Source organism: Streptomyces sp. NPDC096311, assembly GCF_044763085.1.
Lineage (GTDB): Bacteria > Actinomycetota > Actinomycetes > Streptomycetales > Streptomycetaceae > Streptomyces.
This window is the reverse complement of the sequence record NZ_JBIWFN010000021.1, coordinates 98,691-114,230: the sequence shown is the minus strand read 5'-3', so window position 1 is coordinate 114,230 and position 15,540 is coordinate 98,691. Positions and strand designations below refer to the sequence as shown.

Below are 15,540 nucleotides of genomic sequence, written 5' to 3'. Positions count from 1 at the left end.
TCGTGGCCCGTAGGGAGTGCTTGCTGGCCGAGGGCATGGTGGCGGCGGTGCGCGTCTCTGACGACGGGGTGTCTCCGCGGCGCACGCCGGACGGCCGGGTGGCCGTCCGCATGTTCCGGAGGCGCGTACGCCTCTGGAGCGGGCGCAAGCGCTACGGCGCTGCCCTTGCCCGGTCCGCGCGCCGTGGGGCCACCACGGTGCGGGCGGACGCGCCCGGGCCACGGGGGCGAGTGCCCCTCAGGGGCCCCAAGGCGCTCGGCACCTGGGCGGGCGCCGACGCCTCACGGCTGTGGGCTACTCAGCGGGCGGCCGCCCGGCGCAGCACCTCCGACGCGGCGCCCCCGGTGCGCGGGAGCGGCGGCGGTGCCTCTGTCAGGGCGAAGGCCTCCGGTGGGGAGTCCGCGCTCGGACGGCGTCCGCCACGGCCCTCGCCGAGTACCTGCCAGCCGTCGTGCGTCAGCGTGATGTAGGCCCCGCAGCGCAGCCCGTGGAGGGTGCAGGCGTCCCGCAGCCCCCACATCCACGCCCCGTCCTCCTCGGTCCACCGTGCGTCGCCCTCGCGGCAGTAGAGCAGCACGGCCGTGCGTACCGGGGTGCGGCGCCGCAGGTCGTGCGGGATCACCCGGCGCAGCTGCGCCAGCAGGGAGTTGCGGAACATCCAGCCGTCGGCCGGCGCCGACCGCCGGGTGAACGAGGCGCTCGCCCGTAGCCGTTCGTCCGCGTCGAGGACGGCCACGATGGCGGTCGTGGGTCTCGGCCGGTGCCGTGCGTGCAATCCGCTGACGACCTCCCGGGGATTGCGCAGCAGCGGAATCCCCGCAGCGGCCCATTCGGCGGGTTCGAGCATACGGGTCAGTGGGTTGGCGGAAGCGGCGGACAGATCGGCAGACGTCGACATGGATGCCGCCGAGGACGGAGCGAATCCGAAGGTCACGGTCCTCCCTTCGGCTACGCGCCCACACAGCGGGCGGGGTCGGACTTGGGGGAGCGCACGCCGCAGCAGAGCCCTACCGGATCACGGGCGAGCCGTGCGGGGAGCGGACCTCAATTCTTCCTGTCGAACTTGGTTGCGGCAACGAGCAATTGGGGCCACCGACCGTTTTCCGGCTATACGTCGCGTATATCCCTGCCCACTGTTCTTGTTTGCGACACATGGGTCACGCCTGTACGGCCAGGACCAGCGGCAACACCCCCTGCGCCCCGGATCGTCGCAGCATGCGCGCGGCGACGGCGAGTGTCCAGCCCGTCTCGGTGGCGTCGTCCACGAGCAGCACGGGACCGCCTGCTTCCTTGAGGGCTGCTGCCAGCGCGGGCGGCACGGCCAGCGCCCCGTCGAGTGCCTTGAGTCGCTGGGCGCTGTTGCTCCGGGAGACTTGTGAGACGGCCTCGCCGACGTACTCCACGGACCCCAGCAGCGGCAGTCGGCCGACCTCCGCGATCCGCGCGCCCAGCGACTGGATCAACTGTGGACGCCTGCGCGAGGCCATGGTGACGACGCCGACCGGGCGCGGCTGCGCGTCGGGCTGCCCGGAGGCCCAGCCGCCGGGCCCCTTCGCCCAGTCGGTCAGGACGCCGACCACGGCCTTCGCCACATCGTCCGGCACGGGTCCGTCCGGTGCCTGGGGTGTGAGCATCGGCCGCAGCCGGTTGCCCCAGCCGATGTCCGAGAGCCGCCCCAAGGCGCGCCCCGGTGAGGCCTGTTCGCCCGCCGGGATTCGCCCCTTCAGGTCGACGCCGACGGCCGGCAGGCCCGTAGGCCACATCTTGCGGGGGTCGACGTCGACACCGGCGCGGCCCAGCTCGCCATTGGCCGCGTCGAGCGCGGTGGGGGACACGGACGCCTCGTACCGCGCTCCCGCACAGGTGTCGCAGCGCCCGCACGGCTTCGCCAGCTCGTCGTCGAGCTGGCGCCGCAGAAACTCCATCCGGCAGCCGGTGGTCGACACGTAGTCGCGCATCGCCTGCTGTTCGGCGGCCCGCTGCTTGGCGACCCAGGCGTAGCGCTCGGTGTCGTACGTCCAGGGCATGCCCGTGGAGATCCAGCCGCCCTGGACGCGCCGCACCGCGCCGTCCACGTCGAGCACTTTGAGCATCGTCTCCAGACGGGACCTGCGCAGCTCCACCAGGGGTTCGAGGGCGGGCAGCGAGAGCGGCCTCTCGGCGCGGGCCAGGACGTCCAGGGTCCGGCGGACCTGCTCCTCCGGAGGGAAGGCGATCGACGCGAAGTACTCCCAGATCGCCTGGTCCTCCTTGCCCGGCAGGAGAAGCACCTCGGCATGCTTCACCCCGCGGCCCGCGCGACCCACCTGCTGGTAGTACGCGATGGGGGAGGAGGGGGAGCCCAGGTGCACCACGAATCCGAGGTCGGGCTTGTCGAAGCCCATGCCCAGCGCGGAGGTGGCGACCAGGGCCTTGACGCGGTTGGCGAGGAGGTCCTCCTCCGCCTGCTGGCGGTCCGCGTTCTCCGTCTTTCCGGTGTACGAGGTGACGGTGTGCCCGCTCTGGCGCAGGAACGCGGTGACCTCCTCGGCGGCGGCCACGGTCAGTGTGTAGATGATGCCCGAGCCCGGCAGGTCGCTCAGGTGTTCGGCGAGCCAGGCCATCCGGTGGGCGGCGTCCGGCAGCCGCAGCACACCGAGGCTCAGGCTCTCCCGGTCCAGCGGCCCGCGCAGGACGAGTGCGTCGGTGCTGGCGCCGGTGCCCAGCTGCTCGGCCACATCGGCCGTCACGCGCGCGTTGGCGGTCGCGGTGGTGGCCAGGACGGGGACGCCCGGCGGGAGATCGGCGAGCATCGTGCGCAGCCTGCGGTAGTCCGGCCGGAAATCGTGTCCCCAGTCGGAGATGCAGTGTGCCTCGTCGACCACGAGCAGGCCGGTCGCCGCGGCCAGCTTGGGCAGCACCTGATCGCGGAAGTCGGGATTGTTGAGCCGCTCAGGGCTCACCAGGAGCACGTCGACCTCGCTCGCGGCCACCTCGGCCTGGATCGTCTCCCACTCCTCCGTGTTCGACGAGTTGATGCTCCGCGCGTGGATACCGGCGCGGGCGGCGGCCTCCACCTGGTTACGCATGAGGGCGAGGAGCGGCGAGACGATGACCGTGGGCCCGGCGCCCCGCTCGCGCAGCAGCGCGGTGGCGACGAAGTACACGGCGGACTTGCCCCAGCCCGTGCGCTGCACGACGAGGGCTCTGCGCTTGTCGGCCACCAGGGCCTCGATGGCGCGCCACTGGTCCTCGCGCAGCCGGGCCTCGCCCGCCGAGGCGCCGACAAGGCGGGCGAGTACGGCATCGGCCGCGGCGCGCAGGTCGGCGTTGGGCAGGTCCGTGTGGGTCGCGGGGCGTGGGTCGTCGTTGCTCATGGCCCCATGCAACCCGATGGGTCGGACATCACGCGAATGAGGCCGCCGGGTTGTGGACAAGTCATGTCGTGGTCATGGCCAAGGTTATCCACAGGGCAAAGCGGAATTTCGAGATCCGCGGGATGGTCACGGCATGACGAATCACAACGAAGCAGCCGGCACGTCCGGTGACAGTGACATCAGCGGGCGCGGTCGGCACGCGGGAGGCAGCGCAAGCCACGCGTCGAGCGGGCACAGCGGACGGGGCGCGCACGATGGGCACGACCTGCCCGGGCAGCACCAGGTGACCCTGCGCACACCGGCCGAACTGGCCGATGCCCTGCCCTACCTGCTCGGATACCGGCCCGAGGACAGCATCGTGCTGGTGGCCCTGCACGACGGGGAGAGGCGCGGCCGCTTCGGCGGGCGGGCACGGCTCGGCATCCCCGCCCACGCGGACGACTGGCCGTCCGTCGCCGATCAGCTGGCGCAAGGACTGGTGAAGGGAAGCGAGCGCAGAGGGGCACGGCCCGAGAACATGGTCGCCTACCTCTGCCAGGAGCCGGGGACCGGAGAATCGGGACGGGACGTCATGGAACGTCTGCGGCCGCTCGCGCAGTTTCTGCGCACTGCCTGCGGTCGCCTCGACGTCCCCGTCATCGAGGCCCTGTGCATCTCCGACGGCCGCTTCTGGTCGTACTGCTGCCCCGGCCAGGGGTGCTGTTCGTCCGAGGGGCATCCGATGGGACTGCCCGGCACCTCCGTCCTTGCCGCCGCCGCGACCTACGCCGGCCTCCAAGTGCGCGGATCGCTGAGGGAATTCACCGCTCGGTTCATTCCGTGGGAAGGCGCGGCCGCACAGGAGCAGCAGACCGCGCTCGACACGGCGAGCATGGCCCTGGTTCCAAGGATCCTCGACGGCGAGGGCCGTGCGGAGGTGGCCGAGGAGACCCTCGGACTGGCCCGGCAGATCGTGAAGCGATTTGCCGACGCGCCGCCCGTGTCCGGCACACGCCCGGCGGACCTCCGCGACGACGGCCTCCTGGAGCACGACGAGGCCGCCACCTTGATCCTCGGACTTCAGGACCGCGCGACCCGCGACCGCGCCGCCGAGTGGATGGAGGGCGACGAGGCAGGCCCGGCCCTGCGTCTCTGGAGGGCGCTGGCCCGCCGCTGCGTCGGCCCCTACGGCGAGCACGCGGCGGCACCCCTCACCCTCGCGGGGTGGGTCGCATGGTCGACCGGTGACGAACTGGAGGCTCGCGAGGCCCTGGCCATGGCACTCGGCGCCGATCCCGACTACCTCTTCGCCCGTCTCCTGCACCAGGCGTGCAACGAGGGCCTCGACCCGGAGTCGATCCGCCGCTGCCTGCGCGCGGAGCGCACCGGCCGGACAGGCACGGAAGCGGAACAGCCATCGGGTCCCGATCGCTCGACGCCGCGCGATGTCGCCGAGCGGCCGGGCACCTCGAACCGACGCCGGCGCAGGGCACGTCCGGCGGGGATCGAGGCACCGCGCGGAAGCGGGCGTCACCCCGGGGTGGGTGGCCTCCGCCGGCGGCGGCCGACCGATGAGGCCGCGCCCGGCGGGGAGGGACCCGGGCGCGCGCCTGAGGCGGCGAGTGCAAGGGCACGTGCCCGCCGCAAGGGCGGTCGGCGGGTTGTGGGGGAGGAGACGTGAGCGTGGAGAGCGGGGCGGATCGACGATGAGCGGGTCGGGTGACACCTGAGGTGTCCCGGGCACCGGGTCTCACTCCACTCGACGCGGCGGCACGCCCCAGCCCGCGGGGCACGGGCGTACGGCGCGCGCCCTCGATCCCCAAGCCCGAACGCTTGGCCCCCACCGCACCCGTACCAGCCCTCCGCGGTATGCCACACCGACCATCCCACCGCCATCCGGTCTGCTTGCCCGGTCCAGGGCGTGACCCCGGACGGGGCCGTTCCGTTCACCTGTGTGGCGGTATTTGTGGCCGGGCCGCGCCGCCGAACGCCCTCGCCCCTCCGGAGCCCCCAACCCGGCGCCGAGCGCGCCCCAGGCGCACTGACCGAGGAAGCCACATGCCCCTGCCCATTCCACCCTCCGATCCCGACGGTGTCCTCCCGCCGGTGCGCGGGTCCGCTCAGCCCTTCCCGCGTCGCGCCGGTTCGCAGTCCCCGTTCGCAGGAGTCGAGAGCGCTTTGAGCCCCTTCGCGGGCGCGGGCGGTCCGGCAACTCGTCACACCCCGCTTCCCGGGCCGCGCCGGACCACGGACCTGCCACCCGTGCACAACGCCCTGATCTGCGTCGCCCTGCCGGGACTGGCGATCTCCACGGACCAGGGGCAGCTGACCGGCCGCGGACTGGAGGGGTTCTACCGCGCGGGCCGCCGGACACTGTCCCGCTGCCAGGTGCGAGTGGCGGGGCGCGAACCACTCGCCGTACAGGCCCGGATGCTCTCCGCCGACCGAGCCCGCTTCGTCGGGACGGTGCGCGCCTCCGCCGACGGCGGCCCGGATCCCGACGTGGTCGTGGAGCGGACGCGCGACGCGGACGGCACGGAACGGATTATGCTGCGCAGCGCCTCCCCCCGCGCCCTGCGCGTGCCCGTCGAGGTCGCCCTCGCCACGGATCTCGCGGAGCTCGGCTCCGTCGCCTCGGGCCGAGCCGGGCCCGAACTGCCCGCCAGCGTCCACGACTCGGGCCTGCGATGGTCCTGCGCCACCGGCAGCTCGATCGTCACCGCCGACCCACCGCCCGCCGACGCCCTGGCCTCCGCCGGACTGCTGCGCTGGGAGCTCGAACTGCCACCCGGCGGCACCCGGAGCCTGGAGTTGAGGGTGCGACCGGGCGGTGCGGGGCCGGCCAGAGCCGTCGGCCGCGGCGTCACGAGCCCGCTCTCCGTCGCCCGTGCCACGGGCGACGACCCCAGGGTGCAGGCGCTCATGGACACCTGCGTCGAGGACCTCCAGGCGTTACTGCTGCGCGATGCCGCCCACCCGTCGGACACGCACCTCGCGGCGGGGGCGCCGTGGCGATGTGGCCTGGCGCCGGCCGAGGCACTGGTCGCGGCCCGGATGACACTGCCGCTCGGCACCCGGCTCGCCGCGGGCACGCTGCGGACCCTCGCCCGCACCCAAATCGCGGGTCCCGGAGCGCAGTCCGGCCTGATCCCCGGCCCGCGCCGGGACGCCGGCCCGCACCTGCCTCCGGGCTGCACGGCCACCGAGGCGACCCTGCTGTTCCCCGTACTGCTCGCGGAGGCCAGGCGCTGGGGACTTCCGGAACAGGAGACCGAGGAACTGCTGCCCGCGGCCGAGCGGTGCCTCGCATGGCTGCGGACCACCGTCGGCGACGGCACGTATCTGCCCGACCCACACCCCGGCGGTCCGTTCCGCTGCGAGACGCAGGCGCACGCCCACCGTGCGGCGCTGCTGGGCGCCGATCTGCTCGACACGTACGGCCGGCCGGGTGGCGAGGGACTGGTGCAGTGGGCCCAGGAACTGCGGACCGCGTTCCGCGGGGACTTCTGGGCCGAGGACCGGGGAGGCGGTAGACCGGCGGCCGCCCGGGCCCCGGACGGACGCCTCGTAGCCCACCTCGGCGCGAGCACCGCCCACCTCCTCGACACGGGGCTGCTCGGCTCCGGCGTGTTCGCCTCCGGCCTCCTCGACAAGGTGCAGACCGAGCAGCTCGCACGGCTGCTGGGCGGCCCGGCCATGGACTCCGGCTGGGGTCTGCGCAGCCTGGGTGCCAAGGAGGCGGCGTACAACCCCTTCGGGCATCGCGGCGGCGCCGTGCGCGTCCAGGAGACCGCGACCGCCGTCACCGGTCTGTTCACCGCGGGCTACGAGAAGGAGGCGAGCGCCCTGCTCCGGGGGCTGCTGGCGGCCGCCGAGACCTTCGGAAACAGGCTGCCCGAGATGTACGCGGGAGAGCAGCGCACGGAAGGCGGCGCCCCGCTCCCGCACCCCGCTGCCTGTCGGCCCGCGGCCACGGCGGCGGCCGCCGGGGTACTGCTCCTCACCTCCCTCGCGGGCATCCGCCCCGACGCCCCGGCCCGGACCGTGACGCTGCGCCCGGTCAGTAGCGCGCCGCTGGGCGAGATCGGACTGACGAGACTGCGGATCGCGGGCGCCGCGTTCTCCGTGCGCGTCAGCAGACTCGGTCTCGCGATGGTGGAGGAGGCGGCCGGCGGACTGCAGTTGGGAGTGTGACCTCGCGCGAAGCGTCCTCGGACGGCGACCGGCAGCGGCCGGTGGGACCCGTACAGGACAGAAGTGGATCATCAGTGGAAGCGACTGACGAAGGGCGTGTTTATCGTCAGGCAGACGACTATGATCGCGGCATGCCCTACGACCCGTCGGCCTTTCCGCCCTTTGCCGTGACCGTGGACCTGGTCGTGCTGACCGTGCGTCGCCATGCCCTGTGTGCGCTGGCGGTACGGAGGGGGGAACAGCCTTTCCAGGGACGATGGGCGCTCCCGGGCGGCTTCGTACGGCCCGACGAGGACCTGGCACAGGCGGCCGCGCGCGAACTGGTCGAGGAGACCGGGCTGCGCGCCCACGATCCGTCGGCCCCGGCACAGGACAACGGCGCGCACCTGGAACAGCTGGCGACCTACGGCGACCCCAAGCGCGACCCGCGGATGAGGGTGGTCAGCGTCGCCCATCTCGCGCTGGCCCCCGATCTGCCCGCGCCCAGGGCCGGAGGGGACGCCAACAGCGCGCGCTGGGCGCCCGTGGAGGAGTTGCTGCAACAGGGCGGTTACGGCCGCGACGGAGAGCAGGCGGCACCTCTCGCCTTCGACCACGCCCAGATCCTCTCGGACGGGGTGGAACGCGCCCGGTCCAAGATCGAGTACTCGTCGCTGGCCACCGCCTTCTGCCCGTCCGAGTTCACCGTCGGAGAGCTGCGCCGCGTGTACGAGGCTGTGTGGGGGGTGGCACTCGACCCGCGCAACTTCCACCGCAAGGTGACGGGCACTCCGGGGTTCCTCGTGCCCACGGGCGGCACGACCACGCGCCAGGGCGGCCGACCCGCGCAGCTGTTCCGCGCCGGCGGCGCCACGTTGCTCAATCCACCGATGCTGCGCCCCGAGGTCTGACGCGGGCGGATCGGCTCACGGGGCGCGTCGCGCCGAAAGAAGTGGAGAGAGCTGTCTCGGATGAGCCGCAAGGTGCCCGAAAAACCGTAAATGTCACGCTATCTTGCTGTGAGTGATCCAGGCCATCGGATTGACCAGCAACCCCCGCAAGGAGCTTCCCCCCGCCGTCGACGATGTGTCCCTCGAGGCGCGCCCGGGTCGTGTCACAGCGCTCCTCGGGGCCCCGGGCGCGGGCAAGACGACGACGCTGAGGCTCATGCTCGAACTCCAGCGGGGCCGTGGAATCACCTACTTCAGAGGCCGTCCCCTGCACCGGATCGCCCATCCCTCGCGCGAAGTCGGTGTGCTTCTGAGCGAGGTGCCGGGCCATCCCGCGCGTACGATCCGCGGACAGCTCGGCATGGTGTGCGCGGCCGTCGGTGTCCCGATTCGGCGCGTCGACGAAGTGATCGAGGTCGTCGGGCTCGTGAGCCTGCGCGACGAACGCCTGGGCACCCTGTCGCGCGGTATGGACCGCCGTCTGGGCCTGGCCTGTGCGCTGCTGTCCGATCCGCACACCCTCGTCCTCGACGATCCCGCCGGCGGTCTCTCCGTCACCGAAGGTCGTTGGCTGCACGGGATTCTGCGGGCGCACGCGGCCCACGGAGGCACGGTTCTGTTCAGCACGGACGACCCCAAGGAGGCCGCTCGGACGGCCGACCGGGTCATCACACTGGAGGGAGGCCGCCTCGTCGCCGACCAGGAGGCCGCGGACTTCGCCCGCACCCGGCTCCGCCCCCGGGTCGCCGTCCGCAGCCCGCACGCCGCCCGCCTCGGAGCCCTGCTCGCCAAGGAGGCCCGCGCCGCGCAGCGTTCCGTCGAGGTCGTGCGCGAGGACGGCAACCGGCTCTCGGTGTACGGAAGCACCTGCGCCGACATCGGCGAGACCGCCTTCCGGCACAGCATTCTCGTACACCAACTCGCCGACGAGACCGGCGATATGGGGCCACATGCCACGCTCCATGCCGAGGGCCTCGCCTCCGCGACCGTAGTCACCTCCGCCCTCCTGACCTCTGCCTCCGCGACCTCCATCCCCACGGACGATGCCCTCACGGTCGATGCTTCCGCGACCGACGAACCCGCCACTGCCGTGGCTGCGACCGGGGCGCACACGCCCGACGATCCGGGGCCGACGGCCGAGTCGGGGACCCGTCCGGCCGGTTCGCCGCGCGCGCGGGACCTGCCTCAGCTCCCGCCCCCCATCGCCGTACGCCAGGCACCGAGCCCACTGCGTCCGCTGCGCTACGAACTGCGACGCGCCACCGGAGTGGGCACCGGCTACCTCACCGCGATCACCGTGCTGGTCACCTCCGCCCTGCTGTCCGTACTCCTGGCCAGAATCGGTCACACACCCCAGCCGCGGCTCCTGGCCGCCTGGCCGCGGGAATGCCCCCTGCCGCCCGCGGCGCTCGGTGCGGGACTGCTTGGGGCGCTCGCCTTCGGCGAGGAGTTCCGCCACCCCGCCCTGGCCGCGGACCGCGGCACCGTCCCCCGCCGGCTGGGACTGCTCGCCGCCAAACTCCTCGTCGCCTCGGCCACCGCGCTGGCGCTGGCCGTCCTCACGGTGGGCTGCGACCTCGAAATGCTCTATCTCGTCTACGGACGAGAGCTCGTCGGAGTTCCCGCGGACTGGCTGTCGCTGAGCGCGAGTTGGATCGGCCTCACGGTGGGCTGCGCCTGGGCGGGAGTGCTGGCGGCCGGCATCTTCCGGTCCACCACCGCCGGGCTCGCGGCGGTGCTCGCCGTCCCGGTCGTGGTCGTACCACTCGTACAAAAGACCTTGGCGGGACCGTCCGTGCGGAAGGCGGCCGGGTTTTCCGAGCGATTGCGTGAGCTCCTGCTGATGCAATGGCCGTTCGGAGGAGCGCGCTATATCGCGGCCGGGGCGCGCCTTGTCGCCCAACCCGTGGGCGGTGCCCTGATGTTGTCGCTGACCGCTCTGCTCTGCGCGTATCTGCTCACGACCCTGCGAAGCAGGGTGCGATGACGACCGTCCTTACCCTTCCGTTCCCGCCGTGCGCACAACTCCCCGGAGAACGCCCATTTCTTTCCGATAAGGCGTCAATTGCGACGCGGTGAGCGATCACCCTTTCGTGTGCTTTTCACCAAAGACCTCAAGGGAGTTGGAGACAGCGCCGACAAATGATCCGTGAGTACCCTTGCGCACACCATGATGACCGCCGCCCGCTCCTCAGACTCCGGCCTGGCCGGCCCGGGCGGACTCGACCGCTACCCCTACGCCGAGGGCCCTGGTGCCGAACGCGTCGGCGCCTCCGCGTGGGAGGGCGCGGACCCGGAACTGGGCCGCGTCGGCCGGCGCGCCGCGGGCAGCCGCGGACGCGGACTGCACGGCCAACTCGTTCAGCAGCTGGGTCAGATGATCGTCTCCGGCGACCTGGGCGCGGACCGGCCGCTCGTCCCCGAGGAGATCGGACAGCGGTTCGAGGTCTCCCGTACCGTCGTCCGTGAGTCGCTCCGTGTCCTGGAGGCGAAGGGGCTGGTCAGCGCCCGCCCCAACGTCGGCACGCGCGTGCGCCCCGTCAGTGACTGGAATCTTCTCGACCCGGACATCATCGAATGGCGGGCCTTCGGGCCGCAGCGCGACGACCAGCGGCGCGAGCTGAGCGAGCTGCGCTGGACGATCGAGCCGCTCGCCGCGCGTCTGGCCGCCGGGCACGGGCGCGAGGAGGTCCAGCAGCGTCTCGGAGACATGGTCGAGATCATGGGCCACGCCATGGCGCAGGGTGACTCGCTCACCTTCTCGCGGGCCGACGCGGAGTTCCATTCGCTGCTCATCCAGGTATCGGGCAATCGCATGCTGGAACACCTTTCCGGGATCGTCTCGGCAGCGCTCCAGGTCTCCGGCGGCCCCGTCACCGGCTGCGACCGACCGAACGAGACCTCCTTGACGCACCACGGCCGGATCGTCGACGCCTTGGCCGAGGCCGACGGCGCGGCGGCCGAGGCGGCCATGCGGCAGTTGCTCGCCGTTCACCCCGAGGTGGAGCGCGTGGTGCCCGCGCCGCGCGAGCACTGATCGCGCCCCGAGGGCGGCGCGGTCGGGGGGCGTGTGCCCTCTCGTGGCATCGCTTGGTCGGCGGAGCATCCCCCGCCGGACCCCGTCGGATCCTTCCGGGATCCGGCGGGATCCGGCGATGTGATGAAGGTGATCAAGCCATCGGTTGAGGTGATGAACCCATCGGTTTGAGGTGATGAGTCCATCGACTGACCTCCTCTGACCGTGTCTGGCCGCTTTTGGGCACTTACGGGGTGTGACTCGGGCCACGCAGATTGGGCGTAACGCTCTTCGGAACTGCGCGATGACCTAAGAGGTGACAGCCGAGGAGGGAATACGGACGCCGTTTACGGCGCTGTGCATCTTCCCGGCTCCCGCCCGCGCCGTCGACCCATCCCCAAGTCGGCGGTCGTCGGCTCCTGTCCGCAGTGGACGGAGCCGGAAGCCGTTTTCCAACGTTCCGAGAGGTTGTTCGTGTCGGCCAGCACATCCCGTACGCTCCCGCCGGAGATCGCCGAGTCCGTCTCTGTCATGGCGCTCATTGAGCGGGGAAAGGCTGAGGGGCAGATCGCCGGCGATGACGTGCGTCGGGCCTTCGAAGCTGACCAGATTCCGGCCACTCAGTGGAAGAACGTACTGCGCAGCCTCAACCAGATCCTCGAGGAAGAGGGTGTGACGCTGATGGTCAGTGCCGCGGAGCCCAAGCGCACCCGAAAGAGCGTCGCAGCGAAGAGTCCGGCCAAGCGCACCGCCACCAAGACGGTCGCGGCGAAGACGGTGACCACGAAGAAGGCCACCGCCGCCACCGCCCCGGCGATGCCCATGGCCGACGACCCGGCTGAGGACGCGTCCGCCAAGAATGTCGCCGCCAAGAAGACGGTCGCCAAGAAGGCCGTCGCGAAGAAGACGGTCGCCAAGAAGGCCGTCGCAAAGAAGACCACCGCCAAGAAGGACGACGTCGAGATGATCGACGACGAGGCGGTCGAGGAGACCCCGGGCAAGCCCGGTGCCGAGGAGCCCGCCGAGGACGGCGCCCAGGGCTTCGTCCTGTCCGACGAGGACGAGGACGACGCGCCCGCGCAGCAGGTCGCCGCAGCCGGCGCCACCGCCGACCCGGTCAAGGACTACCTCAAGCAGATCGGCAAGGTCCCCCTGCTCAACGCAGAGCAGGAGGTCGAGCTCGCCAAGCGCATCGAGGCGGGCCTCTTCGCCGAGGACAAGCTGGCCAATGCCGACAAGCTCGCCCCCAAGCTCAAGCGCGAGCTGGAGATCATCGCCGAGGACGGCCGTCGGGCCAAGAACCACCTCCTGGAGGCCAACCTCCGTCTGGTGGTCTCCCTGGCCAAGCGCTACACCGGCCGCGGCATGCTCTTCCTGGACCTCATCCAGGAGGGCAACCTCGGTCTGATCCGCGCGGTGGAGAAGTTCGACTACACCAAGGGCTACAAGTTCTCCACGTACGCCACCTGGTGGATCCGTCAGGCGATCACCCGCGCCATGGCCGACCAGGCCCGCACCATCCGTATCCCGGTGCACATGGTCGAGGTCATCAACAAGCTCGCGCGCGTGCAGCGTCAGATGCTCCAGGACCTGGGCCGCGAGCCCACCCCGGAGGAGCTGGCGAAGGAACTCGACATGACCCCTGAGAAGGTCATCGAGGTCCAGAAGTACGGCCGCGAGCCCATCTCGCTGCACACCCCGCTGGGCGAGGACGGCGACAGCGAGTTCGGTGACCTCATCGAGGACTCCGAGGCCGTCGTCCCGGCCGACGCGGTCAGCTTCACGCTCCTCCAGGAGCAGCTGCACTCCGTCCTCGACACCCTGTCCGAGCGCGAGGCGGGCGTCGTCTCCATGCGGTTCGGTCTCACCGACGGTCAGCCGAAGACCCTCGACGAGATCGGCAAGGTGTACGGCGTCACGCGTGAGCGGATCCGTCAGATCGAGTCCAAGACGATGTCGAAGCTGCGCCACCCGTCGCGTTCGCAGGTGCTGCGCGACTACCTCGACTAGGTCTCGACCGTACTGTCGCCGAGGGCCCGACTCCCGATGGGGAGCCGGGCCCTCGGCGCATGCATGGAGTGCGCGCCGCCGTCCGCTGGATCACTCTGGGTTTTCCATGACCATCCCAGAGTGAGGAACGCGCATGCGCCGTCCTTTCGCCCCAGTACTGGCCCTTGCGGCCGCCGCGGCCCTCATACCGCTGGCGTCCCCCGCCCCGGCCGCGACCGACGACGTCATCATCGGGGGCCATCCGGTCGACATCGCTCAGAGTCCGTGGACGGTGGCACTGTCCAGTCGTGACCGGTTCGGAGGAACGCGGGCCGGGCAGTTCTGCGGCGGCGTGGTGATCGGCCCGACGCTCGTGCTGACCGCGGCCCACTGCCTGAGCCCGCTCGTGCTGGGGGCGCCATCGCAGCAGATGCACGACTTGAAGATCATCGCGGACCGTACCGACCTGCTGTCCAGCAAGGGCAAGGAGATCTCGGTGCGCGACACCTGGGTCAATCCGCAGTACGACGCCGTCACGAACGCCGGGGACTTCGCCGTGATCACCCTGGCCTCCCCGCTGCCTCAGAGCTCGGTCATCCGTATGGCCCCCGCAGGGGATCCCGCGTACGCACCCGGCACGGCCGCCGTGGTCTACGGCTGGGGCGATACGACAGGCACCGGCAATTACGCGCTCGGTCTACGGTCCGCGAGCGTGAAGGTACTTTCCGACTCCGTCTGCGAGCGGGCGTACCCGGGGAGTGAAGACGGAACCTATCAAGCCACTTCCATGGTGTGCGCCGGGGAGGTCGCGGGTGGGCGGGATGCCTGCCAGGGGGACAGTGGTGGCCCGCTGGTAGCCAAGGGGCGGCTGATCGGCCTTGTGTCGTGGGGCAGCGGCTGTGGGCAGGCGGGAAGCCCCGGGGTCTACACGCGGGTCTCGGACGTCGTCAAGGCGCTCGGCACGAGCCGCTGAGGGCATAGGGGGGCGGAAGCGGTACGGAACGCAGCGGGTCGCGGGTCACGGGCGCCAGGGGAACGGAACCAGGTGGCGCGTGGGGGCCCGGGCCGGTGACGCGTGGAGGTGCACTGGAGCGGTATGGGCCGGTGGCGCGTCAAGCTGCGCCTGAGCGGGTCGGTGGCGCGCTGAGGCGCGCTGGAGTGGGCCGGTGGCGCGTCAAGGCCACCGGAACGGGCCGGTGGCGCGTGAAGGTGCGCGGCAAGGGCGTGAACCGGTCACGTGTTGCAGTGCGTGAGCCGTGAGCCCGGTAAGCGTCACGTCCGCACGGGGCCGTGACGCGTACCGGGCGGTGGCGCACCGCACCGCCGGGAAGCGGTACGCATACGGGCGGCCACCCCCGAGTAGCAGGGGTAACCGCCCGTACACCGGCCTATTGCCAGAGCTGGCTCGTCGTCGTTGACGCGAAGTGTCAGCGCTCTTCGTCGTTGGACGTTGCCGGGACCGACGTCAGTCGCTCCGTCTCGTCCTGTATCTCAGCGGCGATCTTCTTGAGTTCCGGCTCAAACTTGCGCCCGTGGTGGGCACAGAAGAGCAGTTCACCGCCGCTGAGGAGGACGACGCGCAGATATGCCTGGGCGCCGCAACGGTCGCAGCGGTCAGCGGCCGTCAGCGGGCTCGCGGGGGTCAGAACAGTAGTCACGTCGCCTCTTCTCTAGCTCGACGAGCTGTCGTACCAGGGTCAACATCCAACCAGGCCGAAAACGTTCCCGCTCGTGGCTTTTCCTCGAAAAATTCTTCCGGGGCGGCTGTCTGCTGCCGGGTGGCGGCGAATGAGCCGTATTACGTGTCTTTGTGTCTTACGGGTTCGCGCTGTCTGTCAGGGTCAGTCCTCCCCGGCTGGCTTGCCGGTTGTTCATGAGGACGTGCCCGGAGCCTAAATGGTTCATGCCTGGAAGGGAACGTGATATGTACTTCACTCCATCGAGGGATCGAACACTCATGCGAGCCTGGACTAGTCTGAGTTCATGCGAGGGTGGCGTTACAACGGCTCTACCAGGCCTCGGTACCCTCTGAGCGGAGACCGAAGCCGACCCCTTACCCAAAAGGGTCCCATCTGAA

General features: G+C 71.2%; 10 protein-coding genes. 7 read left to right on the top strand and 3 right to left on the bottom strand.

What is annotated here, in order from left to right; genetic code table 11:
- Positions 1-298: 298 nt before the first annotated feature.
- Positions 299-934 carry a hypothetical protein gene (locus ACIRA5_RS40875; RefSeq protein WP_403699853.1) on the bottom strand — a complete coding sequence of 212 codons (636 nt, stop codon included), beginning with the start codon at positions 932-934 and terminating at the stop codon, positions 299-301.
- 223 nt (positions 935-1,157) lie between these two features.
- Positions 1,158-3,356 carry a RecQ family ATP-dependent DNA helicase gene (locus tag ACIRA5_RS40870; RefSeq protein WP_403699850.1) on the bottom strand — a complete coding sequence of 733 codons (2,199 nt, stop codon included), beginning with the start codon at positions 3,354-3,356 and terminating at the stop codon, positions 1,158-1,160.
- Between the two features lie 133 nt (positions 3,357-3,489).
- Between ACIRA5_RS40870 and ACIRA5_RS40865 the strand changes: the two genes are divergently transcribed.
- From ACIRA5_RS40865 to ACIRA5_RS40835, 7 genes are all read left to right on the top strand, one after another.
- Positions 3,490-5,016, top strand: coding sequence for a DUF4192 domain-containing protein (locus ACIRA5_RS40865; RefSeq protein ID WP_403699847.1), 1,527 nt, complete (start codon positions 3,490-3,492; stop codon positions 5,014-5,016).
- Between the two features lie 377 nt (positions 5,017-5,393).
- Positions 5,394-7,529: a glycogen debranching N-terminal domain-containing protein gene (locus ACIRA5_RS40860; RefSeq protein WP_403699844.1), complete on the top strand. Its 2,136-nt coding sequence runs from the start codon at positions 5,394-5,396 to the stop codon at positions 7,527-7,529.
- Between the two features lie 131 nt (positions 7,530-7,660).
- Positions 7,661-8,419 (top strand): NUDIX domain-containing protein, encoded by a 759-nt coding sequence (locus ACIRA5_RS40855; protein WP_054229890.1) that lies wholly within the window; start codon positions 7,661-7,663, stop codon positions 8,417-8,419.
- Between the two features lie 112 nt (positions 8,420-8,531).
- Positions 8,532-10,445 (top strand): ATP-binding cassette domain-containing protein, encoded by a 1,914-nt coding sequence (locus tag ACIRA5_RS40850; protein ID WP_403699841.1) that lies wholly within the window; start codon positions 8,532-8,534, stop codon positions 10,443-10,445.
- A gap of 162 nt (positions 10,446-10,607) precedes the next feature.
- Complete coding sequence (locus ACIRA5_RS40845; RefSeq protein WP_159064415.1) at positions 10,608-11,495, top strand: FadR/GntR family transcriptional regulator; 888 nt, start codon at positions 10,608-10,610, stop codon at positions 11,493-11,495.
- A 453-nt stretch (positions 11,496-11,948) separates the two neighbouring features.
- Positions 11,949-13,484, top strand: coding sequence for an RNA polymerase sigma factor (locus tag ACIRA5_RS40840; RefSeq protein WP_403699838.1), 1,536 nt, complete (start codon positions 11,949-11,951; stop codon positions 13,482-13,484).
- A 133-nt stretch (positions 13,485-13,617) separates the two neighbouring features.
- A complete protein-coding gene (locus ACIRA5_RS40835; RefSeq protein ID WP_403699835.1) occupies positions 13,618-14,436 on the top strand; it encodes a serine protease in 819 nt (272 codons plus the stop codon).
- 454 nt (positions 14,437-14,890) lie between these two features.
- On the opposite strand, the gene ACIRA5_RS40830 is transcribed toward ACIRA5_RS40835, so the two are convergent.
- Entirely contained in the window at positions 14,891-15,121 is a 231-nt protein-coding gene (locus ACIRA5_RS40830; RefSeq protein ID WP_075030622.1) for a hypothetical protein, read from the bottom strand.
- Positions 15,122-15,540 lie beyond the last annotated feature (419 nt).